This window comes from Cellulomonas sp. NPDC089187, assembly GCF_040685135.1.
Lineage (GTDB): Bacteria > Actinomycetota > Actinomycetes > Actinomycetales > Cellulomonadaceae > Cellulomonas.
Genome location: NZ_JBFBHI010000002.1, coordinates 56,725 through 79,757 on the forward strand (window position 1 = coordinate 56,725; position 23,033 = coordinate 79,757).

Genomic DNA, 23,033 nt, shown 5'->3' on the forward strand with positions numbered 1-23,033 from the left:
CCGACTTTGAGATTCCTCCGGTAGGGGACACCCCCTCCGGAACGCGAAGGAAGTAGGACCCCTTGCTCGACGTCAACGTCTTCGACGAGCTGCGTATCGGCCTGGCCACTGCCGACGACATCCGTGCCTGGTCGCACGGCGAGGTCAAGAAGCCCGAGACCATCAACTACCGGACCCTGAAGCCGGAGAAGGATGGCCTGTTCTGCGAGAAGATCTTCGGTCCCACCCGGGACTGGGAGTGCTACTGCGGTAAGTACAAGCGCGTGCGCTTCAAGGGCATCATCTGTGAGCGCTGCGGCGTCGAGGTGACCCGTTCCAAGGTGCGCCGTGAGCGGATGGGCCACATCGAGCTCGCCGCCCCGGTCACCCACATCTGGTTCTTCAAGGGTGTGCCGTCCCGCCTCGGCTACCTGCTCGACCTCGCCCCGAAGGACCTGGAGAAGGTCATCTACTTCGCGGCCTACATGATCACGTGGGTCGACGTCGAGGGTCGTCAGGAGGATCTCCCCAACCTCCAGAACGAGATCGACCTGGAGCGCAAGGAGATCGCGGACCGCCGCGACAACGACATCAACACCCGCGCCACCAAGCTCGAGGCCGACCTGGCCGAGCTGGAGGCCGAGGGTGCCAAGGCCGACGCCCGCCGCAAGGTGCGCGACTCCGCCGAGCGCGAGATGAACCAGATCCGCAAGCGTGCCGACGCGGAGATCGACCGCCTCGACACCATCTGGGACCGGTTCAAGAACCTCAAGGTCGCCGACCTTGAGGGCGATGAGCTGCTCTACCGTGCCCTGCAGGACCGGTACGGCAACTACTTCGAGGGCTCGATGGGTGCCGCGGCGATCCAGAAGCGCCTGGAGAACTTCGACCTGGAGGCCGAGGCCGAGTCGCTGCGCGAGATCATCCGCACCGGCAAGGGCCAGCGCAAGACCCGTGCGCTCAAGCGCCTCAAGGTCGTCAACGCGTTCCTCACCACCACCAACTCGCCGACCGGTATGGTCCTGGACGCCGTCCCGGTCATCCCGCCGGACCTGCGTCCGATGGTGCAGCTGGACGGTGGCCGGTTCGCGACCTCCGACCTGAACGACCTGTACCGCCGCGTGATCAACCGGAACAACCGCCTCAAGCGTCTGCTGGACCTGGGTGCGCCGGAGATCATCGTCAACAACGAGAAGCGGATGCTCCAGGAGGCCGTCGACTCGCTGTTTGACAACGGTCGTCGTGGTCGTCCGGTCACCGGCCCGGGCAACCGTCCGCTGAAGTCGATCTCCGACATGCTCAAGGGCAAGCAGGGTCGCTTCCGTCAGAACCTGCTGGGCAAGCGAGTCGACTACTCGGGCCGTTCGGTCATCGTGGTCGGCCCGCAGCTGAAGCTGCACCAGTGCGGTCTGCCCAAGCAGATGGCGCTGGAGCTGTTCAAGCCGTTCGTGATGAAGCGCCTGGTCGACCTGAACCACGCGCAGAACATCAAGTCCGCCAAGCGGATGGTCGAGCGTGCCCGTCCGGTGGTGTGGGACGTGCTGGAAGAGGTCATCACCGAGCACCCGGTGCTGCTGAACCGTGCACCCACCCTGCACCGCCTCGGCATCCAGGCCTTCGAGCCGCAGCTGGTCGAGGGCAAGGCCATCCACCTGCACCCGCTGGTCTGTGCGGCGTTCAACGCGGACTTCGACGGTGACCAGATGGCTGTGCACCTGCCGCTGAGCGCGGAGGCGCAGGCCGAGGCCCGCATCCTGATGCTGTCCTCCAACAACATCCTCAAGCCGTCGGACGGCCGTCCGGTGACCATGCCCTCGCAGGACATGATCATCGGTCTGTTCCACCTGACCTCGGACAAGGACGACGCCCTGGGCGCCGGTCGTGCGTTCGGGTCGGTCTCCGAGGCGATCATGGCCTTCGACCAGGGCACCCTGGACCTGAACGCCGTGGTCAAGATCCGGATGGACGGTCTGGTCTTCGGTGAGGAGGGTGCGCCGGAGGGCTTCGTCGAGGGCAAGCCGTTCCTCTTCGAGACCTCGCTGGGCCGTGCGCTCTTCAACGAGCTGCTGCCGGTGGACTACCCGTACGAGAACGGCGTCGTCGACAAGAAGCGTCTGTCGGTCATCGTCAACGACCTGGCCGAGCGGTACCCGAAGGTCGAGGTCGCCGCCTCGCTGGACGCCCTGAAGGAGGCCGGTTTCCGCTGGGCCACCCGCTCGGGTGTCACCATCGCGATCTCCGACGTGGCGGCCCCGTCCGGCAAGGCCGAGATCCTGGCCGAGCACGAGGCGCGCGCCGCCAAGGTGCAGGGCCAGTACGACAAGGGTCTGATCACCGACGACGAGCGCCGTCAGGAGCTCATCGAGATCTGGACCCAGGCCACCGACAAGGTCGCCAAGGCCATGCAGGAGAACTTCTCCGCCCGGAACACCGTGTTCCGGATGGTGGGTTCCGGTGCCCGTGGTAACTGGATGCAGGTCCGTCAGATCGCCGGTATGCGTGGTCTGGTGGCCAACCCGAAGGGCGAGATCATCCCTCGTCCGATCAAGTCCAACTACCGCGAGGGCCTGTCGGTCCTGGAGTACTTCATCGCGACGCACGGTGCCCGTAAGGGTCTGGCGGACACCGCACTGCGGACCGCCGACTCGGGTTACCTGACCCGTCGTCTGGTGGACGTCTCCCAGGACGTCATCGTCCGCGAGGACGACTGTGGCACCGAGCGTGGTCTGACCATGCCGATCGGCGTCAAGGTGGGTGACGGCTACCGTCGTCACGACAAGGTGGAGACCTCGGTCTACGCCCGCACCCTGGCCACCGATGTCGAGCTGGACGGCGAGATCGTCGGCCGTGCCGGTGAGGATGTCGGCGACGTCATGCTGGACCGCCTGATCGCGGCCGGTGTCACCGAGATCAAGGTCCGCTCCGTGCTCACCTGTGAGTCCCGGGTCGGTACCTGCGCCCGCTGCTACGGCCGTTCGCTGGCCACCGGCAAGCTGGTCGACATCGGTGAGGCCGTCGGCATCATCGCCGCCCAGTCCATCGGTGAGCCGGGTACCCAGCTGACCATGCGTACCTTCCACACCGGTGGTGTCGCCTCCGCGGAGGACATCACCCAGGGTCTGCCGCGTGTGCAGGAGCTCTTCGAGGCCCGTACCCCGAAGGGTGAGAGCCCGATCGCGGAGTTCTCCGGTCGGATCGCCATCGATGAGGCGGACCGCACCCGGAAGATCATCCTGACCCCGGATGACGGCTCGGAGGAGATCGCCTACCCGATCACCAAGCGGTCCCGGCTGCTGGTGAACGACGGCGATCACGTCGAGGTCGGCACCCAGCTGGTCCAGGGTGCCGTCGACCCGAAGAAGGTTCTGCGCATCCTCGGCCCCCGCGCCACCCAGAAGCACCTGGTGGACGAGGTCCAGGAGGTCTACCGCTCCCAGGGTGTGGATATCCACGACAAGCACATCGAGGTCATCGTGCGGCAGATGCTGCGTCGCGTGACTGTGCTGGACTCCGGCGAGACCGACCTGCTCCCCGGCGAGCTGGCCGAGCGTGGCCGGTTCGAGGACGCCAACCGCAAGGCCGTGGCGGAGGGTGGCCAGCCGGCTTCCGGTCGTCCGGAGCTGATGGGCATCACGAAGGCCTCGCTGGCCACCGACTCGTGGCTGTCCGCGGCGTCGTTCCAGGAGACCACTCGGGTGCTCACCGAGGCCGCGATGTCGGGCCGTTCCGACCCGCTGCTGGGCCTCAAGGAGAACGTCATCCTCGGAAAGCTCATCCCCGCCGGCACCGGGCTGCCCCGGTACGCCGACGTGGTGGTCGAGCCCACGGAGGAGGCGAAGGCCGAGCTGTACCCGTCCTTCGGTTACGACGAGATCGACTTCCCCGCTCTGGGCCTCGGCTCCGGCGAGGCGATCCCGCTCGAGGACATCGACTTCGGCGACTTCCGCTGAGGATCGATGGCCTGACCGCCTGACGGCACGACGAGGGGCTCCCCACCATCACGGTGGGGAGCCCCTCGTGTCGTGTCCAGGTTCCACGAACTGGCTGGTCGACCTGCGGTATTCGCCTGCGATTGGTACCCAATGCAGTGAGTGAGCGGCCCCGACGTCCCTACAGTGCACGGGCTGAGGGCGACCGGTCCTCGCGGTCCCGCGATCCCGAGTGGAGTTGCCTCTGTGTCACGTCATTTCGTCGTGGTCTTCGACGTGGAAGGGGCCGACGCCGCTCGCCTGGACGAGGTCGACCGGGTCAGGTCGGCGATGGACCGGGTAATCGCGCTCTCGGGTCTGCACCCGGTGGGGGCACCGGCTGAGCACCGGTTCGATCCGCACGGGATCAGCCGCGTGCAGCTCATGGCGGAGTCTCATGTGGCGGTGCACACCTGGCCGGAGATCGGCTCGGCGTACCTCACTCTGGTCAGCTGCCGTGCTCCGGAGCCGCAGTTCGAGCAGGCCGCCGCCGACGTGCTGGCCACCTTGTGGGGCGGATCGGTGACGGTGGGTCGACTGTGAATCCGGATGACCCGGCCTGGGAGCCGCTACCGGCCAGCGGACCGGCACCCCGTGCGCGGCTCGAGGTCGGTCACACCTACTCGACCGCTGAGGGGGCGCTCGCCGTGACCGGGGTGGTGGTGTACAGCGAGTGGGACGCCGACGACCGCCAGCACTACTACTGGGAGGAGTGGCGCCTGTCCGGCGGACCGGACCACGACATGTGGTTGCAGTTCGACCACTACTCCCGTCGAGCCACCCTGTTCCGACCGGTCAACACCGGTGGCACACCGTCGCCGGGGTCGGTGGGGAGCTACTCGGCCGTGATTGACGGCACACGGCGCCGGTTCGAGCTGCGCGAGCGGGGGCGGGGGACCGTCGTCCGTTCGGTCGGCGACGTGGGCGAGGTGATCGCCGTCGGCATGACGCTCGACTACGCCGATCTCGTCGATCAGGACGACCGGCGTGCGGTGCTCAGCATCGAGAGCTTCCAGTCCGGGGATGTCGACACCTACCTCGGCGAGGAGCTGACCGGCGCACGGCAGCGGGCGCTCTTTGGCCGTCGGGTGACCCCTGTCGGGCTCAGTGCGCAACAGCGTCGATGGGTGCCGATCACGCTGATCGGGGTCGTGCTGCTCGGTGTGGTGGTCAGCTGCAGCCGTGCAACGGAGACCTACTGCACTCCCCGCTCGGCGATCACGACCACCAACACCACCACCGACGAGGTCGTGTCCTCCGACGCGAACCAGATCTGCTATCGCCGCCCGCTCTACGGCGGCGGTGGCGGCGGCCTCGGCAAATGACCCTCACTCTCCAGGAGATCCCATGCTTGAAGACATGCTGCTGACCGTCGCCTACGCGGCGATCGGCATCGTGATCTTGTTGATCACCGTCGTGGTGACCAACAAGATGTTCCGCCTTGACTTGCACCGTGAGCTGGTCGAGGAGCACAACGTGGCCTTTGGTGTGCTGTTGGCCGGGGTGGCGATCGCGATCGGCTTGATCATTGCCGGCACCATCAGCTCCTGAGCTCGGGGACGACGATGCGCTGAGTGCCGGGGTCGGTGCTCGTGAGGTCGACCGACCGACCGTCTTCGCCGCCGCGCTGCTGGTCGCTGTCGGCGGCATCGTCTACGAGCTGATCCTCGGCACCGCCGCCTCCACCCTGTTCGGCGACTCGGTGGTCGCCTACTCGCTAGCCACCGGGGTGACGCTGTTCGGCATGGGGATCGGTTCGCTCCTCGCAGGACGGTTGCAGCACGATCCCGGATTGAACTTCGTGCGGAACGAGGTCGTGCTCGCGCTGTTGGGCGGTTGTTCGGTGCTGGTGCTCTACTGGGCATTCGCGGCGAGCGCGGCCTACTGGGTGGTCTTCGCGGTGCTGTCCCTGGCGATCGGCGCGGCGATCGGGGTCGAGATCCCGTTGCTGATGGCACTGCTGCGCCACCAGGGAAGTGCCGACGGCGTCACCCTGCTCTCCCGGGTACTCGCACTCGACTACTTCGGGGCGTTGGTGGCCTCGCTGCTGTTCCCCTTTGTGCTGTTGCCCCATCTGGGACTGGTGCGCACCGCCTTGGCGATGGCTCTGCTCAACGTCGCGGTGGCGGTGTTCATGCTCGGCCGCATGCGGCTGTCCCGGCGCTGGTCGTGGACTTCGGTGCTGGCTCTGGTCATGATCGCCGCGCTCTACCTCAGTGCCTCCCGCCTGGAGGGCGTGCTCTCGGCCCGGCTCTACCAGGACCCGGTAGTGCACGCGCAGACTTCGGCCTACCAGCGCATCGTCGTGACGGACTACCGCAATGACGTACGGCTGTACCTGGACAATCAGCTGCAGTTCTCCTCCCTGGACGAGGCGCGCTACCACGAGACCCTGGCCCACGCGGCACTCACCTCGGTGCAGGCGCCGGACTCCGTGCTGATCCTTGGTGGCGGGGACGGACTGCTGACCCGCGAGGTGCTGCGCTACGACTCGGTCACCGAGGTCACGGTGGTGGATCTGGACCGAGCGGTCACTGACCTGGCCCGCAGTGATCCACGGTTGCGCCTGCTCAATGAGGGCGCGCTGGATGACCCCCGGGTGACCGTGGTCAATGCCGACGCCTTCGGCTGGCTGCGGGGCAGTAGCGTCGAGTTCGACGTGGTGCTGGTCGATCTGGTCGACCCCGCCGACGAGCGACTCGCCAAGCTGTACTCCCAAGAGTTCGCCGGCATGGTCGCGGCCCATCTGCGACCCGGCGGCGTGGCCATCACCCAGGCGACCTCCACGTACTTCACCCCGCGGGCGTTCTGGCAGGTGGTCGACACGGTGCAAGCGGCGACACCGGAACGGACCGTCGTTCCGCTCAGCGTCAACGTGCCGTCCTTCGGCGAGTGGGGCTTCGTGCTGTCGTTGCCCGCGGGGGAGACGACCCCGATGGCGCGGACTCCGCTGCCGACCGGCCTGCGATTCCACGACGGCGACAGTCTGCGCGCGACCACTGCGTTGAGCGGGGACAACCCGGAGCAGCACCCGGGTCCCAGCACCCTGATGTCGCCCACGATCCAGCGCACGTACCGGGAGGACATGGCCCAATGGCGGTACTGAGCCGTGAGCAGAACTACTTTGACCGACTCCGGACTGCCCGGTAACGTAGGACACCGTGCCCGCACCGTCGGGCTTTCGCGCGCGCTCGCGCATGTGGGTCGATTCCTGAGGGAACGGGCCCGCAGGGCGGGCACAGGGCAACACGCCCGGGCGCGGGGGTCGGAGCGGGACGCAAGATGACCGGGGTAGCTGCGCGACGGGCAGCGAGCCGGGACGAGCCGGCCGTCCAGGGTGACGGGTGCCGGTCAGACCAGACTCATCAACAAGACGGAGACGTAGTGCCTACGATCCAGCAGCTGGTCCGCAAGGGCCGGCAGGCGAAGACCAAGAAGTCGAAGACGCCTGCTCTCAAGAGCTCCCCGCAGCGTCGGGGCGTGTGCACCCGCGTGTACACCACCACCCCGCGTAAGCCGAACTCTGCCCTTCGGAAGGTCGCCCGTGTGCGCCTGTCGACCGGCATCGAGGTCACCGCGTACATCCCGGGTGAGGGCCACAACCTGCAGGAGCACTCGATCGTGCTCGTGCGTGGCGGTGGCGTGAAGGACCTCCCCGGTGTCCGCTACCAGATCATCCGTGGTGCCCTGGACGCTCAGGGCGTGAAGAACCGTAAGCAGGCGCGTAGCCGCTACGGCGCGAAGAAGGGCTGAACCGATGCCTCGTAAGGGTCCGGCCCCCCGTCGGCCGCTGATCGTCGACCCGGTCTACGGGTCCCCGGTCGTCACGCAGCTCATCAACAAGGTGCTCCTGGACGGCAAGAAGTCCGTCGCGGAGGCCATCGTCTACAGCGCCCTCGAGGGTGTGCGCGAGAAGACCCAGTCCGACCCGGTGGTCGTGCTGAAGCGCGCGCTGGACAATGTCCGGCCGTCGCTGGAGGTCCGCTCCCGCCGCGTCGGTGGCGCCACCTACCAGGTTCCGGTCGAGGTCCGTCCGGTCCGCCAGACCACGCTCGCGCTGCGCTGGCTGACCGACTACTCCCGCGCTCGTCGCGAGAAGACCATGACCGAGCGCCTGATGAACGAGATCCTCGACGCCTCCAACGGCCTGGGTGCCGCGGTGAAGCGTCGCGAGGACATGCACAAGATGGCCGAGTCCAACAAGGCGTTCGCCCACTACCGCTGGTAATCCAGCGGTACGAGCGAGCTCGATAATCGAGGGGCTGAACCTGTGGCACTGGACGTGCTGACGGACCTCAACAAGGTCCGCAACATCGGCATCATGGCGCACATCGATGCTGGCAAGACCACCACCACCGAGCGGATCCTGTTCTACACCGGGGTCAACTACAAGATCGGTGAGACGCACGACGGTGCGTCGACGATGGACTGGATGGAGCAGGAGCAGGAGCGCGGCATCACGATCACGTCCGCCGCGACGACCTGTTACTGGAAGAACAACCAGATCAACATCATCGACACCCCGGGCCACGTGGACTTCACGGTCGAGGTGGAGCGTTCGCTCCGCGTCCTCGACGGTGCGGTCGCGGTGTTCGACGGCAAGGAGGGCGTGGAGCCCCAGTCGGAGACCGTGTGGCGGCAGGCGGACAAGTACGACGTTCCGCGCATCTGCTTCGTGAACAAGATGGACAAGCTCGGTGCGGACTTCTACTTCACCGTGCAGACCATCAAGGACCGTCTCAAGGCCAAGCCGCTGGTCATCCAGCTGCCGATCGGCGCTGAGAACGACTTCATCGGCGTGGTCGACCTGATCGAGCAGCGTGCTCTGGTCTGGCGCGGTGAGACCGCGATGGGCGAGAAGTACGAGGTCGAGGAGATCCCGGCCGACCTGGTCGAGAAGGCGGCGCAGTACCGCGCCGAGCTTCTGGAGGCCGTGGCCGAGGCCGACGAGGAGCTGCTCGAGAAGTACCTGGGCGGCGAGGAGCTGTCGGTCGAGGAGATCAAGGCCGGCATCCGCCAGCTCGTGATCCGCACCGAGGCCTTCCCGGTCATGTGTGGTTCGGCGTTCAAGAACAAGGGCGTGCAGCCCATGCTCGACGCCGTGATCGACTACCTGCCGACCCCGCTGGACGTCCCGGCCGTCGACGGTCACGACCCCAAGGACGAGGAGAAGGTCCTCCAGCGTCACCCCGACGCCACGGAGCCCTTCTCGGCGCTGGCCTTCAAGGTCGCCGTGCACCCGTTCTTCGGTCGTCTGACCTACGTCCGGGTCTACTCCGGCAAGGTCGCCCAGGGCGACATGGTCCTCAACGCGACCAAGGGCAAGAAGGAGCGCATCGGGAAGCTCTTCCAGATGCACTCCAACAAGGAGAACCCCGTCGACACGGCGAGCGCCGGTCACATCTACGCATTCATCGGGCTCAAGGACACCACCACTGGTGACACCCTGTGCGCCCAGGACGCGCCGATCGTGCTCGAGTCGATGACCTTCCCCGAGCCCGTGATCGACGTGGCCATCGAGCCGAAGACCAAGGGCGACCAGGAGAAGCTCTCCACCGCCATCCAGAAGCTGTCTGAGGAGGACCCGACCTTCCGGGTGCGCCTGGACGAGGAGACCGGCCAGACCGTCATCGGCGGTATGGGTGAGCTCCACCTGGACGTGCTGGTCGACCGGATGCGTCGCGAGTTCAAGGTCGAGGCCAACGTCGGTAAGCCCCAGGTGGCCTACCGCGAGACCATCCGCCGCAAGGTGGACAAGATCGACTACACGCACAAGAAGCAGACCGGTGGTTCCGGCCAGTTCGCGAAGGTGCAGATGTCCTTCGAGCCGCTGGAGTCGGAGGAGGGCGAGCTCTACCAGTTCGAGAACGCCGTCACCGGTGGTCGCATCCCCCGCGAGTACATCCCGTCCGTCGACGCTGGTATCCAGGCGGCGATGGAGCAGGGTGTGCTGGCCGGCTTCCCGCTGGTCGGGGTCAAGGCGACCCTGCTCGACGGTGCCTACCACGACGTCGACTCCTCGGAGATGGCGTTCAAGATCGCGGGTTCCATGGTCCTGAAGGAGGCGGCCCGCAAGGCGGACCCCGCCCTTCTGGAGCCGATCATGGCCGTCGAGGTCCGTACGCCCGAGGAGTACATGGGCGACGTCATCGGCGACATCAACTCGCGTCGCGGCATGATCCAGTCCATGGAGGACGCGACGGGCGTGAAGGTGATCCGCGCCCAGGTGCCGCTCTCGGAGATGTTCGGGTACGTCGGGGACCTGCGGTCGAAGACCCAGGGCCGCGCCGTGTACTCGATGCAGTTCGACAGCTACGCCGAGGTTCCTCGGAATGTTGCCGACGAGATCATCAAGAAGACCCGGGGCGAGTAGTCCCACCGGTCGTCACCACCATCACCAACCCGACCAGTAGGACCGTTCGTCGGCGGGGTCACCAGCCCCGCCTCGACCGGCAATCTCTACACCTGTCCTGAGGAGGACCCAGTGGCCAAGGCCAAGTTCGAGCGGACCAAGCCGCACGTCAACATCGGGACCATCGGTCACGTCGACCACGGTAAGACGACGCTGACCGCTGCGATCTCGAAGGTGCTGCACGACAAGTACCCCGAGCTGAACCCCTTCACGCCGTTCGACGAGATCGACAAGGCGCCCGAGGAGAAGCAGCGCGGTATCACCATCAACATCGCGCACGTGGAGTACGAGACCGAGAAGCGCCACTACGCGCACGTCGACGCTCCGGGTCACGCTGACTACATCAAGAACATGATCACCGGTGCCGCCCAGATGGACGGCGCGATCCTGGTGGTCGCCGCGACCGACGGTCCGATGGCCCAGACCCGTGAGCACGTGCTGCTCGCGCGTCAGGTCGGCGTGCCCTACCTGCTCGTGGCGCTGAACAAGTCCGACATGGTCGACGACGAGGAGATCCTCGAGCTCGTCGAGATGGAGGTTCGTGAGCTGCTGTCCTCGCAGGGCTTCGACGGTGACAACGCCCCCGTGGTGCGCGTCTCCGGTCTGAAGGCGCTCGAGGGCGACGCCACCTGGGTCAAGTCGGTCGAGGACCTGCTGGACGCGGTGGACGAGTCCATCCCGGAGCCGGTCCGTGACATGGACAAGCCGTTCCTGATGCCGATCGAGGACGTCTTCACCATCACCGGTCGTGGCACCGTCGTCACCGGAAAGGTCGACCGCGGCAAGCTCGCGATCAACTCCGAGGTCGAGATCGTCGGTATCCGTCCGGCGCAGAAGACCACGGTCACCGGTATCGAGATGTTCCACAAGCAGATGGACGAGGCGTGGGCCGGCGAGAACTGTGGCCTCCTGCTCCGCGGTACCAAGCGTGAGGACGTCGAGCGCGGCCAGGTCGTCGTGAAGCCGGGTTCGATCACCCCGCACACCGACTTCGAGGGCCAGGTCTACATCCTGACCAAGGACGAGGGTGGGCGTCACAACCCGTTCTTCTCCAACTACCGTCCGCAGTTCTACTTCCGGACCACCGACGTCACCGGTGTCATCACGCTGCCCGAGGGCACCGAGATGGTCATGCCGGGCGACAACTCCGAGATCAGCGTCCAGCTGATCCAGCCCATCGCCATGGAGGAGGGCCTCGGCTTCGCCATCCGTGAGGGTGGCCGCACCGTGGGCTCCGGCCGGGTCACCAAGATCATCAAGTGATCTTGCGCCCCTAGGGCACACTGCTTGACCCGAGAGGGCCCGCACGCCAGCTGGTGTGCGGGCCCTCTCGCTCTGTCCTGCGCGAACACTCACATGGGCGCGGTCCATGTGGCGTACAGCTGGTCCACAGGGCGCGCCCGTTGTGCCACGCTGCGGCCATGAAGATGACGCTGGAAGAGTTCCGCCGGCTGGCGAAGGTGCCCCGGCTGGCCGGTGGGATCGCGGCGGTGGTCGGGTCGATCCTCGTGCTGCTGTTGATCTACAACGCACGGTCGGCCGCCGAGTCGATGGACGACAACCCGTGGGCCTCGTTCTGGGATCTGTTCTGGGTGACCAACGGGACCAATGGCAGTGTGGACCCGGTGCTGGTGGTCCTGGTCTGGGGGCCGGTGGTGCTGCTGCCGGTCATCCTGGTGCTGGTGGTGATCGACCTGCTTACCCATGAGAGCCGGGTCGACAAGGTCTACGACCGCTACCTCGCCGACGGCTGGCTCGCCGAGCAGGTGCCGACCGGGATCTTCGTGAAGTCGGGCCGGGCCCGACTGGAGCTCGTGGTGCTTTCCGGACCGGGGCAGCCGCCGGCTCAGCTCGCTGAGGCCGCTGCCCGCGCGGGGGCTCAGGTGAACTCCTGGGATCGCAAACAGCGTCGGGCGTGGGATGGGCAGATCGCTCGGGTGATCCAGAAGGGGTTCCAGGTCGGCGGTCTGCTACCGGAGTTGCCGCCGATGGTGCTCGGTTGTGCACGTCGCGGGAAGTCCCCGCAGGCGATTGTGATCGGCGCCTCGGGTGCGGACGCCCCGACCATCCTGGCCGTGAACGAGAAGGCATCGCTCGGCCAGGTGCCGAGCGGGTCTCAGATGTAAGCGGTGGATTCAACGACTCAGGCGTTCCGCCGGGAATCGCAGGAGATGGCCAATCGCGCACAAGTGGTAGGGATTGCGGTCTAGGGTCGCGCTCGCACGGGAGACCACAGGGGGACTCCCGCGATCAGAAAGGCCTGATCATGACTCGATTCACCGCAACCCCGCGGCGCTTCGTCGCCGGAGTCACTGCCGCACTGCTCCTCGGGCTGACCGCGGGCTGCGCTTCCGAGCAGGCGGAGGCCGGCGACGGCGCGACCACCGCCTCCGGTGCCGGTGAGGTGACTGTCTACTTCACCCGGCACGGCCAGACCTGGCTCAATACCGTCGACCGGGTCCAGGGCTGGTCGGACTCTCCGCTGACCGAGACCGGCCGTGAGCAGGCGGAGCTGCTCGGTGCCGGCCTGGCCGAGGCGGGCGTCGACATCGACGCCGCCTACTCCGCCGACATGCTCCGCCACTTCGAGACCGCGAGCATCGTCCTGGACGCGATGGGCGAGGATGCGCTGGTGCCCACCCGGGACGAGGGTCTACGGGAGATCGCCTTTGGTGAGTGGGAAGGCGCCAAGAACCAGGAGATGTGGTCGCAGATCGCCACGATCCTGGGCTACGCCGACTACGACGCCCTGGTCGCTGACATGGCCAACCTCGACATGCGGGAGATCTTCGACACCGTCGCCCCACAGTTCCAGGTCGAGGGCGTGGAGTACGAGGGTGGGACCGAGGCGGGGGAGCGGGCGCTGGATGCCCTGACCGAGATCGCCGAGGACCAGGCCGAGGCCGGCGGTGGTGACGTCCTGGTGGTGTCGAGCGGCCTGACCATCACGATGGCGCTGATCGCGCTGGGTGCTGACCCGGCTGAACTGTCCGGTGGCATCCACAACGGCTCGGTGAGCGAACTCAGCTACTCGGGCGGCGAGTGGAGCATTGTCTCGATGAACGACGGCAGCTACGCGGGCCACGACGAGTGAGTGGTTGAACGCCTGATGGTCACATCGGGACCGCGGGCCGTGCAGCCTGCGGTCCCGATGTGACGTAGACCCGGATTGGCTTGATCACGCGGCATCTGGCACACTGGACAAGTTGCCCGAGGACGGGACTGCCTGTGCGCATGCGCACGGGGCGGTCAACCGCGGCGGGCACGGGATGGAAATGACGCGTTGTGGGCTCATGACGGGCCGGGGTCACCCGGTGCCGAGCCCCCACATCACCATCGATCCCATCAGAGCGAGTCCCCCCGGGGTACCGCTATGACCAGCGCAAAGGTTCGTCGCTTCACGCGACACGCCCGAGTGCGGGGGTCGGACAGAAGCAGGTCGAAGAGAGAGAAGTAGACGACGCCATGGCGGGACAGAAGATCCGCATCCGGCTCAAGTCCTACGACCACGAGGTCATCGACAGCTCGGCGCGCAAGATCGTCGACACGGTGACTCGCGCTGGTGCGACGGTCGTGGGCCCGGTGCCGCTGCCGACGGAGAAGAACGTCTTCTGCGTCATCCGGTCGCCTCACAAGTACAAGGACAGCCGTGAGCACTTCGAGATGCGCACGCACAAGCGGCTGATCGACATCATCGATCCCACGCCGAAGGCCGTCGACTCGCTCATGCGACTCGACCTGCCTGCGGACGTGAACATCGAGATCAAGCTCTGACGCTGGGAAGGAACTGATCTTTATGGTTACCCAGCAGAACGCGCGCCCCGTGACGGCGGTGCTCGGGACCAAGCTCGGCATGACTCAGGTGTGGGACGCCGAGGGGCGTCTCGTTCCGGTCACCGTTGTGCAGGTCGGCACCAACGTCGTCACCCAGGTGCGCTCCGCTGAGGCTGATGGTTACTCCGCGGTTCAGCTGGCCTTCGGCCAGATCGACCCGCGCAAGGTCACCAAGCCGCTCAAGGGCCACTTCGAGAAGGCCGGGGTCACCCCCCGTCGCCACGTGGCCGAGATCCGCACGACGAACGCGGCCGAGTTCACCCTCGGTCAGGAGATCACTGCCGAGGCCTTCGAGGCCGGGCAGCTGGTCGACGTGATCGGCACCACCAAGGGCAAGGGCACCGCCGGTGTCATGAAGCGCCACGGGTTCGCCGGTGTCAGCGCCTCGCACGGTGCGCACCGCAACCACCGCAAGCCCGGTTCGATCGGTGGGGCCTCCACCCCGTCGCGCGTCTTCAAGGGCCTGCGGATGGCCGGTCGTATGGGCCACGTCCGTCAGACCACTCAGAACCTGACCGTCCACGCGGTCGACGCCGAGAAGGGCCTGCTGCTGCTCAAGGGCGCAGTTCCCGGCCCGAAGCGTGGCGTCGTCGTCGTGCGTACCGCTGTGAAGGGGGCATGAGCTTCATGACCACCCAGACTGTCGACGTGCTCGACGCCGCGGGCAAGAAGGCCGGCACCGCCGACCTTCCGGCCGAGGTCTTCGACGCGCAGACGAACATCCCGCTCATCCACCAGGTCGTCGTGGCGCAGCTCGCCGCGGCTCGCCAGGGGACCCACGACACGAAGACTCGTGGCGAGGTCCGCGGTGGCGGCAAGAAGCCGTACAAGCAGAAGGGCACCGGCCGCGCCCGTCAGGGTTCGACCCGTGCGCCGCAGTTCGCCGGCGGTGGCACCGTCCACGGCCCGACGCCGCGTGACTACTCGCAGCGGACCCCCAAGAAGATGAAGGCCGCGGCGCTCCGCGGTGCTCTGTCCGACCGGGCCCGTGCAGGTCGCGTCCACGTCGTCACCGGCTTCGGTGTCGACCAGGCGCCCTCGACCAAGGCCGCGCTGGCGGTGCTCGGGCAGCTGTCCGACCGCAAGCACATCCTGGTCGTGGTCGAGCGTCAGGACGAGTTGGCCTGGAAGTCGCTGCGCAACGTCGAGCGGGTCCACCTGCTCGTCGCTGACCAGCTCAACACCTACGACGTGCTCGTCTCCGACGACGTCGTGTTCACCCAGGGTGCGCTCGACACGTTCCTGGCCGGCCCCACCAAGGGCAAGTCGGCCACGGCCGTGGCGTCGTCCACTGAGGTCGAGGAGGACACCAAGTGACCACGGTCGCCAAGGACCCGCGCGACATCCTGATCGCGCCGGTCGTCTCCGAGAAGAGCTACGGCCTGATCGACGAGGGCAAGTACACGTTCATCGTGGACCCCCGCGCCAACAAGACCGAGATCAAGATCGCCGTGGAGCAGATCTTCGGCGTGAAGGTCTCCTCGGTGAACACCGCCAACCGGAAGGGCAAGGCGCGCCGGACCAAGTTCGGTATTGGTCGTCGTAAGGACACCAAGCGCGCCATCGTCACCCTCCGCGAGGGCACGATCGACATCTTCGGCGGGCCGGTCGGCTGACCGGGCCTAAGAGCAGAACGAGGACAGATCCCCATGGGAATCCGTAAGTACAAGCCGACGACGCCGGGCCGCCGCGGCTCTTCCGTCGCCGACTTCGTCGAGATCACGCGCTCGGAGCCGGAGAAGTCGCTGGTCCGCCCGCTGCACAAGACCGGTGGTCGTAACTCGACCGGCCGTGTCACCGTGCGGCACCACGGCGGTGGCCACAAGCGCGCCTACCGAGTCATCGACTTCCGTCGCCACGACAAGGACGGCGTGCCGGCCAAGGTCGCTCACATTGAGTACGACCCCAACCGCACCGCTCGCATCGCCCTCCTGCACTACGCGGACGGCGAGAAGCGCTACATCATCGCCCCGAACAAGCTGTCTCAGGGTGACATCGTCGAGGCCGGTCCCGGCGCCGACATCAAGCCCGGCAACAACCTGCCGCTGCGCAACATCCCGACCGGTACGGTCATCCACGCCATCGAGCTGCGGCCCGGTGGCGGTGCGAAGATCGCCCGTTCGGCCGGTGTGTCCGTGCAGCTGGTGGCGAAGGACGGGCCCTACGCGCAGCTGCGCATGCCCTCCGGTGAGATCCGCAACGTCGACCTGCGCTGCCGCGCCACGGTCGGCGAGGTGGGCAACGCCGAGCAGTCGAACATCAACTGGGGCAAGGCCGGCCGCATGCGGTGGAAGGGCAAGCGCCCGACCGTCCGTGGTGTGGCGATGAACCCGATCGACCACCCGCACGGTGGTGGTGAGGGCAAGACCTCCGGTGGTCGCCACCCGGTCAGCCCGTGGGGTCAGCCTGAGGGCCGTACTCGCCGGCCGAATAAGCCGAGCGACAAGCTCATCGTCCGTCGCCGCCGTACCGGCAAGAAGCGCTGATAGGAGCCGGGAGACATGCCTCGCAGCTTGAAGAAGGGGCCCTTCGTCGACGGGCACCTGCAGAAGAAGGTCGACGCGCAGAACGCGGCCGGCTCCAAGAACGTCATCAAGACCTGGTCCCGCCGTTCGGTCATCACGCCGGACTTCCTGGGCCACACGTTCGCGGTGCACGACGGTCGTAAGCACACGCCGGTGTTCGTGACGGAGGCGATGGTCGGGCACAAGCTCGGCGAGTTCGCCCCGACGCGGACGTTCCGCGGCCACGAGAAGGACGACCGGAAGGGCCGTCGCCGCTGACCCCCGGGTCAGTGAAGCGACAGCCTGGACGGCTGAGACAAGAAGGCAGGACAGCAATGGAAGCCAAGGCGAAGGCGCGGTTCGTCCGCGTCACGCCCCAGAAGGCCCGGCGCGTCGTGGACCTCATCCGTGGCAAGCAGGCCGGCGAGGCCGTGCAGGTGCTGAAGTTCGCACCGCAGGCCGCGGGTGAGACGGTCCTCAAGGTCGTCGAGTCCGCGATCGCCAACGCCCGCGAGCTTGCAAAGCGGGACGGGGAGCGATTCGACGAGGGCACGCTGTACGTCACAGAGGCGTTCGTCGACGAGGGTCCGACCCTCAAGCGGTTCCGCCCCCGGGCGCAGGGCCGCGCGAGCCAGATCCTCAAGCGGACGAGCCACATCACCGTGGTCGTCGCTGAGCGTGAGACGAAGGGAAGGGCCTGACAGTGGGACAGAAGGTCAACCCGCTCGGGTACCGCCTGGGCATCACGACCGACCACCGCTCTCGGTGGTTCGCCGACTCGACCAAGCCGGGTCAGCGGTACCGCGACTACGTCCGTGAGGACGTCCAGATCCGGAAGCTCATGAGCACCGGCCTGGAGCGCGCGGGCATCGCCAAGGTGGAGATCGAGCGCACCCGTGACCGGGTTCGCGTCGACATCCACACCGCGCGTCCGGGCATCGTCATCGGTCGCCGTGGCGCCGAGGCGGACCGCATCCGCGGTGAGCTGGAGAAGCTCACCGGCAAGCAGGTCCAGCTGAACATCCTCGAGGTGAAGAACGCCGAGATCGAGGCTCAGCTGGTCGCGCAGGGCATCGCGGAGCAGCTCGCGTCGCGTGTGTCCTTCCGTCGCGCCATGCGCAAGGGCATCCAGTCCGCGCAGCGCGCCGGTGCCAAGGGCATCCGCGTGCAGGTCTCCGGCCGCCTCGGTGGCGCGGAGATGAGCCGTACCGAGTTCTACCGCGAGGGGCGCGTGCCGCTGCACACCCTCCGCGCGAACATCGACTACGGCTTCTACGAGGCCCGCACCACCTTCGGCCGGATCGGCGTGAAGGTCTGGGTCTACAAGGGCGACATGACCGAGCGCGAGTTCGCTCGTGAGCAGGCGTCGCAGGCACCGCGTTCGCAGGGCCGTGGCCGTGGCGAGCGTGGCGGCGACCGTGGTCCCCGCGGTGGTGGCCGTCGGAACGAGCGTTCCGAGGCTCCGCGCGCGACCGAGTCCGAGGCTCCTGCAGCGACCGCCGCTCCTGAGACCGGAACGGAGGCCTGAGCCGTGCTGATCCCGCGTCGGCTGAAGCACCGCAAGCAGCACCACCCGAAGCGCTCCGGCGCGGCCACGGGTGGCACCACGATCGCCTTCGGCGACTTCGGCATCCAGGCTCTCGAGCCCGCCTATGTCACCAACCGGCAGATCGAGGCTGCGCGTATCGCCATGACCCGCCACATCAAGCGTGGCGGAAAGGTCTGGATCAACATCTACCCGGACCGTCCGCTCACCAAGAAGCCTGCCGAGACCCGCATGGGTTCCGGTAAGGGTTCCCCGGAGTGGTGGATCGCCAACGTCAAGCCCGGTCGAGTGATGTTCGAGCTCGCCGGTGTCCCGGAGCCGCTCGCCCGCGAGGCCATGCGTCGCGCGCAGCACAAGCTCCCGATGAAGACCCGTTTCGTGGTTCGCGAGGGTGGTAACTGATGGCTATCGGCACCAAGGACCTGGCTCCCAGCGAGCTGGACGCCTTTGACGACGAGCGCCTCGTGGCCGAGCTGAAGAAGGCCAAGGAGGAGCTGTTCAACCTGCGGTTCCAGTCCGCCACTGGTCAGCTCGAGAGCCACGGCCGTCTCAAGGCCGTGCGTCGTGACATCGCCCGGATCTACACGATCCTGCGCGAGCGCGAGCTCGGTATCCGGACCGCCCCGAGTGCGAGCGAGTGAGGACTCGATGAGCGAGAACAGCAACGAGACCACTGCCGTCGAGGCACGTCCGTACCGCAAGACGCGGCGCGGCTACGTGGTCAGCGACAAGATGGACAAGACCGTCGTGGTCGAGGTCGAGGACCGGGTCAAGCACCCGCTCTACGGCAAGGTCATTCGGCGGACGAGCAAGGTCAAGGTCCACGACGAGGCCTCGCAGGCCGGCATCGGCGACCTGGTCGTGATCATGGAGACCCGCCCGCTGTCCGCCACCAAGCGGTGGCGTCTGGTGGAGATCCTCGAGAAGGCGAAGTAGGCCTTCCCTACTCTCCCCCCTTATCCGTTCGGCCAGGCTCGCACCTCACGGCGTGAGAACCGGCAGACGACAGGAGTTAGTCAATGATTCAGCAGGAGTCGCGACTTCGGGTCGCCGACAACACGGGTGCCAAGGAGATCCTCTGCATCCGTGTTCTCGGTGGCTCCGGCCGTCGCTACGCCGGTATCGGTGACGTCATCGTCGCCACCGTCAAGGACGCGATCCCCGGCGGCAACGTCAAGAAGGGCGACGTCGTCAAGGCTGTCATCGTGCGCACCCGCAAGGAGCGTCGGCGTCAGGACGGCTCGTACATCAAGTTCGACGAGAACGCTGCGGTGATCCTCAAGAACGACGGCGAGCCGCGCGGGACCCGCATCTTCGGCCCCGTGGGTCGCGAGCTGCGCGACAAGAAGTTCATGAAGATCATCTCGCTGGCTCCGGAGGTGATCTGATCATGGCGAAGATCAAGAAGGGCGACCTGGTGGTCGTCATCTCGGGTTCGCGCAAGGACCGTGGCAAGCAGGGCCGTGTGCTCGAGGTGCTGACGGACCGTGACCGCGTGATCGTCGAGGGCATCCACCGCGTCACGAAGCACGTCAAGGTCGGTCAGTCGCAGCGCGGCTCCCGCACCGGCGGCATCGAGACGGTCGAGGCGCCCATCCACATCAGCAACGTGATGCTGGTCGACCCGGAGACCAAGCGTGGCACCCGGGTTGGCTACCGCACTGAGCAGGTCGAGCGCGACGGTCGTACCCGCACTGCGCGGGTCCGCGTCGCCAAGCGCTCCGGTAAGGACATCTGATGACCGCCGAGACCACCTACCCGATGCCGCGTCTGAAGACCCGGTACAACGAGGAGATCCGGTCGACTCTCCGCACCGAGTTCAACCACGAGAACATCAACCAGGTCGCGCGCCTGGTGAAGGTCGTGGTGAACATGGGTGTCGGCGACGCCGCGAAGGACTCGAAGCTGATCGAGGGCGCGATCCGCGACCTCCAGCAGATCACCGGTCAGAAGCCGCAGGTGACCAAGGCCCGCAAGTCCATCGCGCAGTTCAAGCTGCGTGAGGGCATGCCGATCGGCGCCCACGTGACGCTGCGCGGTGACCGTGCCTGGGAGTTCCTGGACCGCCTGCTGTCCACCGCGCTGCCCCGTATCCGCGACTTCCGCGGACTGTCGGCCAAGCAGTTCGATGGTCACGGCAACTACACCTTCGGTCTGACGGAGCAGTCGATGTTCCACGAGATCGACCAGGACAAGATCGACCGTGTCCGCGGTATGGACATCACGGTCGTCACCACCGCGACCACCGATGAGGAGGGCCGGGCGCTGCTGAAGCACCTGGGCTTCCCCTTCAAGGAGGACTGACATGGCGAAGACCGCCCTGAAGAACAAGGCCGCGGGCAAGCAGAAGTTCGCCGTGCGGGCCTACACCCGGTGCCAGCGGTGCGGTCGTCCGCACTCCGTGTACCGCAAGTTCGGGCTGTGCCGAATCTGCCTGCGGGAGATGGCCCACGCCGGCCAGCTCCCCGGTGTGACCAAGAGCAGCTGGTAACCAACGACGTCGCAGGTCCGCGGCGGCGCTGAGGCTCACTGAGTTGACAGCCCGCCGCGGATACCACGGCGAGGAAGGGCAAACGCCCCCATGACGATGACCGACCCGATCGCAGACTTCCTGACTCGTCTGCGGAACGCGAACTCGGCGCACCACGACGAGGTCACGATTCCCTACTCGAAGTTGAAGTCGCACATCGCGGAGATCCTGCAGGCCGAGGGTTACATCTCGAGCTGGACCGTTGAGGACGCCCGCGTGGGCAAGAACCTCGTGATCTCCCTCAAGTACGGCCCGAACCGCGAGCGTGCGCTCGCCGGTATCAAGCGGGTCTCGAAGCCCGGTCTGCGGGTGTACTCGAAGTCCACCAATCTGCCCAAGGTGCTCGGCGGCCTGGGCGTGGCGATCCTGTCCACGTCCTCCGGTCTCCTCACTGACAAGCAGGCCGCCCAGAAGGGCGTGGGTGGGGAAGTCCTCGCCTACGTCTGGTAAGTCCGAGACGGAAAGGAAGTCAAGCAATGTCTCGAATCGGCAGACTCCCCGTCCCGGTCCCGGCCGGTGTGGACGTCACCATTGATGGCGCCGTTGTGACGGTGAAGGGCCCCAAGGGCACCCTGACCCACACGGTCGCCTCCCCGATCCAGGTCGCTCGTGACGAGGACGGTGCCCTGGTGGTCACCCGTCCCGACGACGAGCGCCTCTCCCGCTCGCTGCACGGTCTGACCCGGACCCTGATCTCGAACCTCGTCGTCGGCGTCACCGCCGGCTACGAGAAGAAGCTCGAGATCGTCGGCACCGGTTACCGCGTGACCGCCAAGGGCTCGGACCTCGAGTTCGCGCTCGGCTTCAGCCACCCGGTGGTCGTGAGCGCCCCCGAGGGCATCACCTTCGCCGTCGAGTCCCCGACCAAGTTCTCGGTCGCGGGTATCGACAAGCAGCAGGTGGGTGAGGTCGCCGCCAACATCCGGAAGATCCGCAAGCCCGAGCCCTACAAGGGCAAGGGTGTGCGCTACGCGGGCGAGAACGTCCGCCGCAAGGTCGGAAAGGCTGGTAAGTAAGCCATGGCGATCATCGTCAAGGGCAAGGGCAAGTCCATCGCCCGTAAGCGCCGCCACCTGCGCCTGCGCAAGAAGATCGCTGGTACGGCCGTGCGTCCGCGCCTGGTCGTCACCCGGTCTAACCGGAACATCGTCGCCCAGATCGTCGATGACGGCGTGGGTCGCACCCTGGTGTCGGCCTCGTCGCTCGAGGCGGACCTGCGCGGCGCCGAGGGCGACAAGACCGCCAAGGCCAAGAAGGTCGGTGAGCTGATCGCCGAGCGCGCCAAGGCTGCCGGCATCGACGCAGTGGTCTTCGACCGCGGCGGCAACAAGTACCACGGCCGGGTGGCTGCGGTCGCCGACGCCGCCCGCGAGGGTGGGCTGGCGCTGTGAACACGACCGTGCTGGCATTTCCCGCATCGAAGGTGAGGAACCACTGATGGCTGCTCCTCAGCGCAGCAACACGGGCGCACCGCAGGGTGGTGGCGACCGCCGCGATGGTGGCCGCCGCGACAACCGCCGCGGGGACGCCCAGGAGAAGAGCGCGTTCCTGGAGCGCGTCGTCTCGATCAACCGTGTCGCCAAGGTCGTGAAGGGTGGTCGTCGCTTCAGCTTCACCGCCCTGGTGGTCGTGGGTGACGGCGACGGCACCGTGGGTGTCGGTTACGGCAAGGCCAAGGAGGTGCCCGCGGCGATCGCCAAGGGTGTCGAGGAGGCGAAGAAGAACTTCTTCCGCGTTCCCCGCATCCAGGGCACCATCACCCACCCGATCCAGGGTGAGGCCGCTGCCGGTGTTGTCTTCCTGCGTCCGGCCTCCCCGGGTACCGGTGTGATCGCCGGTGGTCCGGTGCGTGCGGTGCTCGAGTGCGCCGGCGTGCACGACATCCTGTCCAAGTCCCTGGGTTCCTCCAACGCCATCAACATCGTGCACGCCACGGTGGCGGCGTTGAAGGGCCTGGAGGAGCCGGCCGCTGTGGCCGCGCGCCGTGGGCTGGCCCTCGAGGACGTCGCTCCGGCGGCGCTCCTGCGGGCACAGGCTGCCGGTCGTCCGGAGAAGACCGAGAAGGTGGGTGCGTGATGGCCCGCCTGAAGGTGACCCAGACCAAGTCCGCCATCGGCGGTAAGCAGAACCAGCGCGACACGCTGCGCACCCTGGGCCTCAAGCGGATCGGCGACGTCGTCGTCAAGGAGGACCGTCCCGAGATCCGCGGCATGGTCAACACGGTGACGCACCTGGTCGCGGTCGAGGAGGTGGAGTGACG

31 protein-coding genes are annotated in these 23,033 nt (G+C 66.9%); all 31 read left to right on the forward strand.

All coding sequences use genetic code 11. The annotated features are described in order from the left end of the window. Nucleotides 1-62 precede the first annotated feature (62 nt). The 31 genes from AB0N78_RS04495 (at nt 63) to rpmD (ending at nt 23,031) form a co-directional block, all read left to right on the forward strand. Nucleotides 63-3,929, forward strand: a complete 3,867-nt coding sequence (locus AB0N78_RS04495) for a DNA-directed RNA polymerase subunit beta' (protein ID WP_363386357.1) — start codon at nt 63-65, stop codon at nt 3,927-3,929. A gap of 225 nt (nt 3,930-4,154) precedes the next feature. Beyond that, nucleotides 4,155-4,490, forward strand: a complete 336-nt coding sequence (locus AB0N78_RS04500; protein ID WP_363386359.1) for an S-adenosylmethionine decarboxylase — start codon at nt 4,155-4,157, stop codon at nt 4,488-4,490. Further along, entirely contained in the window at nt 4,487-5,272 is a 786-nt protein-coding gene (locus AB0N78_RS04505; RefSeq protein ID WP_363386361.1) for a hypothetical protein, read from the forward strand. The genes AB0N78_RS04500 and AB0N78_RS04505 overlap by 4 nt, the downstream gene beginning before the upstream one ends. A 22-nt stretch (nt 5,273-5,294) precedes the next feature. Beyond that, complete coding sequence (locus tag AB0N78_RS04510) at nt 5,295-5,498, forward strand: DUF350 domain-containing protein (protein WP_363386363.1); 204 nt, start codon at nt 5,295-5,297, stop codon at nt 5,496-5,498. After that, nucleotides 5,476-7,053 (forward strand): polyamine aminopropyltransferase, encoded by a 1,578-nt coding sequence (locus AB0N78_RS04515; RefSeq protein WP_363386365.1) that lies wholly within the window; start codon nt 5,476-5,478, stop codon nt 7,051-7,053. The genes AB0N78_RS04510 and AB0N78_RS04515 overlap by 23 nt, the downstream gene beginning before the upstream one ends. A 278-nt stretch (nt 7,054-7,331) precedes the next feature. Further along, nucleotides 7,332-7,700, forward strand: a complete 369-nt coding sequence (gene rpsL, locus AB0N78_RS04520; RefSeq protein WP_169166356.1) for a 30S ribosomal protein S12 — start codon at nt 7,332-7,334, stop codon at nt 7,698-7,700. Nucleotides 7,701-7,704: 4 nt separating this feature from the next. After that, nucleotides 7,705-8,175 carry a 30S ribosomal protein S7 gene (gene rpsG / locus AB0N78_RS04525; protein WP_169166355.1) on the forward strand — a complete coding sequence of 157 codons (471 nt, stop codon included), beginning with the start codon at nt 7,705-7,707 and terminating at the stop codon, nt 8,173-8,175. A 42-nt stretch (nt 8,176-8,217) separates the two neighbouring features. Beyond that, nucleotides 8,218-10,320 (forward strand): elongation factor G, encoded by a 2,103-nt coding sequence (fusA, locus tag AB0N78_RS04530; RefSeq protein WP_363386367.1) that lies wholly within the window; start codon nt 8,218-8,220, stop codon nt 10,318-10,320. A 111-nt stretch (nt 10,321-10,431) separates the two neighbouring features. Next, on the forward strand, nt 10,432-11,622 hold the full coding sequence (gene tuf, locus AB0N78_RS04535; protein ID WP_363386369.1) for an elongation factor Tu: 1,191 nt from the start codon (nt 10,432-10,434) through the stop codon (nt 11,620-11,622). Between the two features lie 158 nt (nt 11,623-11,780). After that, nucleotides 11,781-12,485 carry a hypothetical protein gene (locus tag AB0N78_RS04540; RefSeq protein ID WP_363386371.1) on the forward strand — a complete coding sequence of 235 codons (705 nt, stop codon included), beginning with the start codon at nt 11,781-11,783 and terminating at the stop codon, nt 12,483-12,485. 140 nt (nt 12,486-12,625) lie between these two features. Further along, nucleotides 12,626-13,453 (forward strand): histidine phosphatase family protein, encoded by an 828-nt coding sequence (locus AB0N78_RS04545; protein WP_363386373.1) that lies wholly within the window; start codon nt 12,626-12,628, stop codon nt 13,451-13,453. 371 nt (nt 13,454-13,824) lie between these two features. Next, complete coding sequence (rpsJ, locus tag AB0N78_RS04550) at nt 13,825-14,133, forward strand: 30S ribosomal protein S10 (RefSeq protein ID WP_012867945.1); 309 nt, start codon at nt 13,825-13,827, stop codon at nt 14,131-14,133. A gap of 22 nt (nt 14,134-14,155) precedes the next feature. After that, nucleotides 14,156-14,815: a 50S ribosomal protein L3 gene (gene rplC / locus AB0N78_RS04555; protein ID WP_363386375.1), complete on the forward strand. Its 660-nt coding sequence runs from the start codon at nt 14,156-14,158 to the stop codon at nt 14,813-14,815. A gap of 5 nt (nt 14,816-14,820) precedes the next feature. Further along, on the forward strand, nt 14,821-15,510 hold the full coding sequence (rplD, locus tag AB0N78_RS04560; protein ID WP_363386377.1) for a 50S ribosomal protein L4: 690 nt from the start codon (nt 14,821-14,823) through the stop codon (nt 15,508-15,510). Beyond that, a complete protein-coding gene (gene rplW, locus AB0N78_RS04565) occupies nt 15,507-15,809 on the forward strand; it encodes a 50S ribosomal protein L23 (RefSeq protein ID WP_168630714.1) in 303 nt (100 codons plus the stop codon). Before rplD ends, rplW begins: the two co-directional genes overlap by 4 nt. 33 nt (nt 15,810-15,842) lie before the next feature. Then, entirely contained in the window at nt 15,843-16,679 is an 837-nt protein-coding gene (gene rplB / locus AB0N78_RS04570; protein WP_169166348.1) for a 50S ribosomal protein L2, read from the forward strand. 15 nt (nt 16,680-16,694) lie between these two features. Further along, on the forward strand, nt 16,695-16,976 hold the full coding sequence (gene rpsS, locus AB0N78_RS04575; protein WP_168630716.1) for a 30S ribosomal protein S19: 282 nt from the start codon (nt 16,695-16,697) through the stop codon (nt 16,974-16,976). A gap of 56 nt (nt 16,977-17,032) precedes the next feature. Beyond that, a complete protein-coding gene (rplV, locus tag AB0N78_RS04580; RefSeq protein WP_363386380.1) occupies nt 17,033-17,398 on the forward strand; it encodes a 50S ribosomal protein L22 in 366 nt (121 codons plus the stop codon). A gap of 2 nt (nt 17,399-17,400) precedes the next feature. Beyond that, nucleotides 17,401-18,225 (forward strand): 30S ribosomal protein S3, encoded by an 825-nt coding sequence (gene rpsC, locus AB0N78_RS04585; RefSeq protein ID WP_363386382.1) that lies wholly within the window; start codon nt 17,401-17,403, stop codon nt 18,223-18,225. Nucleotides 18,226-18,228: 3 nt separating this feature from the next. Beyond that, nucleotides 18,229-18,645, forward strand: a complete 417-nt coding sequence (gene rplP / locus AB0N78_RS04590; protein ID WP_169166345.1) for a 50S ribosomal protein L16 — start codon at nt 18,229-18,231, stop codon at nt 18,643-18,645. After that, nucleotides 18,645-18,884, forward strand: coding sequence for a 50S ribosomal protein L29 (rpmC, locus tag AB0N78_RS04595; protein WP_034625876.1), 240 nt, complete (start codon nt 18,645-18,647; stop codon nt 18,882-18,884). The genes rplP and rpmC overlap by 1 nt, the downstream gene beginning before the upstream one ends. Nucleotides 18,885-18,891: 7 nt before the next feature. Further along, nucleotides 18,892-19,179 (forward strand): 30S ribosomal protein S17, encoded by a 288-nt coding sequence (rpsQ, locus tag AB0N78_RS04600; protein ID WP_363386385.1) that lies wholly within the window; start codon nt 18,892-18,894, stop codon nt 19,177-19,179. 83 nt (nt 19,180-19,262) lie between these two features. After that, entirely contained in the window at nt 19,263-19,631 is a 369-nt protein-coding gene (gene rplN / locus AB0N78_RS04605) for a 50S ribosomal protein L14 (protein WP_363386387.1), read from the forward strand. A 2-nt stretch (nt 19,632-19,633) separates the two neighbouring features. Then, nucleotides 19,634-19,981, forward strand: coding sequence for a 50S ribosomal protein L24 (gene rplX / locus AB0N78_RS04610; RefSeq protein WP_168630723.1), 348 nt, complete (start codon nt 19,634-19,636; stop codon nt 19,979-19,981). Further along, nucleotides 19,981-20,547, forward strand: a complete 567-nt coding sequence (rplE, locus tag AB0N78_RS04615; protein ID WP_363386389.1) for a 50S ribosomal protein L5 — start codon at nt 19,981-19,983, stop codon at nt 20,545-20,547. Before rplX ends, rplE begins: the two co-directional genes overlap by 1 nt. Before the next feature lies 1 nt (nt 20,548). Next, a complete protein-coding gene (locus tag AB0N78_RS04620) occupies nt 20,549-20,734 on the forward strand; it encodes a type Z 30S ribosomal protein S14 (RefSeq protein WP_168630725.1) in 186 nt (61 codons plus the stop codon). Nucleotides 20,735-20,824: 90 nt separating this feature from the next. Further along, nucleotides 20,825-21,223, forward strand: a complete 399-nt coding sequence (gene rpsH / locus AB0N78_RS04625; protein WP_363386391.1) for a 30S ribosomal protein S8 — start codon at nt 20,825-20,827, stop codon at nt 21,221-21,223. 26 nt (nt 21,224-21,249) lie between these two features. Next, nucleotides 21,250-21,789: a 50S ribosomal protein L6 gene (gene rplF / locus AB0N78_RS04630; protein WP_363386393.1), complete on the forward strand. Its 540-nt coding sequence runs from the start codon at nt 21,250-21,252 to the stop codon at nt 21,787-21,789. 3 nt (nt 21,790-21,792) lie between these two features. Continuing rightward, nucleotides 21,793-22,164, forward strand: coding sequence for a 50S ribosomal protein L18 (gene rplR, locus AB0N78_RS04635; RefSeq protein WP_363386395.1), 372 nt, complete (start codon nt 21,793-21,795; stop codon nt 22,162-22,164). Nucleotides 22,165-22,210: 46 nt separating this feature from the next. After that, nucleotides 22,211-22,849 (forward strand): 30S ribosomal protein S5, encoded by a 639-nt coding sequence (rpsE, locus tag AB0N78_RS04640; protein WP_363386397.1) that lies wholly within the window; start codon nt 22,211-22,213, stop codon nt 22,847-22,849. Continuing rightward, a complete protein-coding gene (rpmD, locus tag AB0N78_RS04645; RefSeq protein ID WP_168630730.1) occupies nt 22,849-23,031 on the forward strand; it encodes a 50S ribosomal protein L30 in 183 nt (60 codons plus the stop codon). Before rpsE ends, rpmD begins: the two co-directional genes overlap by 1 nt. The last annotated feature ends 2 nt before the right edge of the window (nt 23,032-23,033 follow it).

What these genes read in the sequence shown, in the direction of transcription:
- AB0N78_RS04510 (WP_363386363.1), top strand. Translation starts at nt 5,295, where the DNA reads ATGCTTGAAGACATGCTGCTGACCGTCGCCTACGCGGCGATCGGCATC.
- rpsG (WP_169166355.1), top strand. Translation starts at nt 7,705, where the DNA reads ATGCCTCGTAAGGGTCCGGCCCCCCGTCGGCCGCTGATCGTCGACCCG.
- AB0N78_RS04540 (WP_363386371.1), top strand. Translation starts at nt 11,781, where the DNA reads ATGAAGATGACGCTGGAAGAGTTCCGCCGGCTGGCGAAGGTGCCCCGG.
- AB0N78_RS04545 (WP_363386373.1), top strand. Translation starts at nt 12,626, where the DNA reads ATGACTCGATTCACCGCAACCCCGCGGCGCTTCGTCGCCGGAGTCACT.
- rpsJ (WP_012867945.1), top strand. Translation starts at nt 13,825, where the DNA reads ATGGCGGGACAGAAGATCCGCATCCGGCTCAAGTCCTACGACCACGAG.
- rplC (WP_363386375.1), top strand. Translation starts at nt 14,156, where the DNA reads ATGGTTACCCAGCAGAACGCGCGCCCCGTGACGGCGGTGCTCGGGACC.
- rplD (WP_363386377.1), top strand. Translation starts at nt 14,821, where the DNA reads ATGACCACCCAGACTGTCGACGTGCTCGACGCCGCGGGCAAGAAGGCC.
- rplB (WP_169166348.1), top strand. Translation starts at nt 15,843, where the DNA reads ATGGGAATCCGTAAGTACAAGCCGACGACGCCGGGCCGCCGCGGCTCT.
- rpsS (WP_168630716.1), top strand. Translation starts at nt 16,695, where the DNA reads ATGCCTCGCAGCTTGAAGAAGGGGCCCTTCGTCGACGGGCACCTGCAG.
- rplV (WP_363386380.1), top strand. Translation starts at nt 17,033, where the DNA reads ATGGAAGCCAAGGCGAAGGCGCGGTTCGTCCGCGTCACGCCCCAGAAG.
- rpmC (WP_034625876.1), top strand. Translation starts at nt 18,645, where the DNA reads ATGGCTATCGGCACCAAGGACCTGGCTCCCAGCGAGCTGGACGCCTTT.
- rpsQ (WP_363386385.1), top strand. Translation starts at nt 18,892, where the DNA reads ATGAGCGAGAACAGCAACGAGACCACTGCCGTCGAGGCACGTCCGTAC.
- rplN (WP_363386387.1), top strand. Translation starts at nt 19,263, where the DNA reads ATGATTCAGCAGGAGTCGCGACTTCGGGTCGCCGACAACACGGGTGCC.
- rplX (WP_168630723.1), top strand. Translation starts at nt 19,634, where the DNA reads ATGGCGAAGATCAAGAAGGGCGACCTGGTGGTCGTCATCTCGGGTTCG.
- rplE (WP_363386389.1), top strand. Translation starts at nt 19,981, where the DNA reads ATGACCGCCGAGACCACCTACCCGATGCCGCGTCTGAAGACCCGGTAC.
- AB0N78_RS04620 (WP_168630725.1), top strand. Translation starts at nt 20,549, where the DNA reads ATGGCGAAGACCGCCCTGAAGAACAAGGCCGCGGGCAAGCAGAAGTTC.
- rpsH (WP_363386391.1), top strand. Translation starts at nt 20,825, where the DNA reads ATGACGATGACCGACCCGATCGCAGACTTCCTGACTCGTCTGCGGAAC.
- rplF (WP_363386393.1), top strand. Translation starts at nt 21,250, where the DNA reads ATGTCTCGAATCGGCAGACTCCCCGTCCCGGTCCCGGCCGGTGTGGAC.
- rplR (WP_363386395.1), top strand. Translation starts at nt 21,793, where the DNA reads ATGGCGATCATCGTCAAGGGCAAGGGCAAGTCCATCGCCCGTAAGCGC.
- rpsE (WP_363386397.1), top strand. Translation starts at nt 22,211, where the DNA reads ATGGCTGCTCCTCAGCGCAGCAACACGGGCGCACCGCAGGGTGGTGGC.
- rpmD (WP_168630730.1), top strand. Translation starts at nt 22,849, where the DNA reads ATGGCCCGCCTGAAGGTGACCCAGACCAAGTCCGCCATCGGCGGTAAG.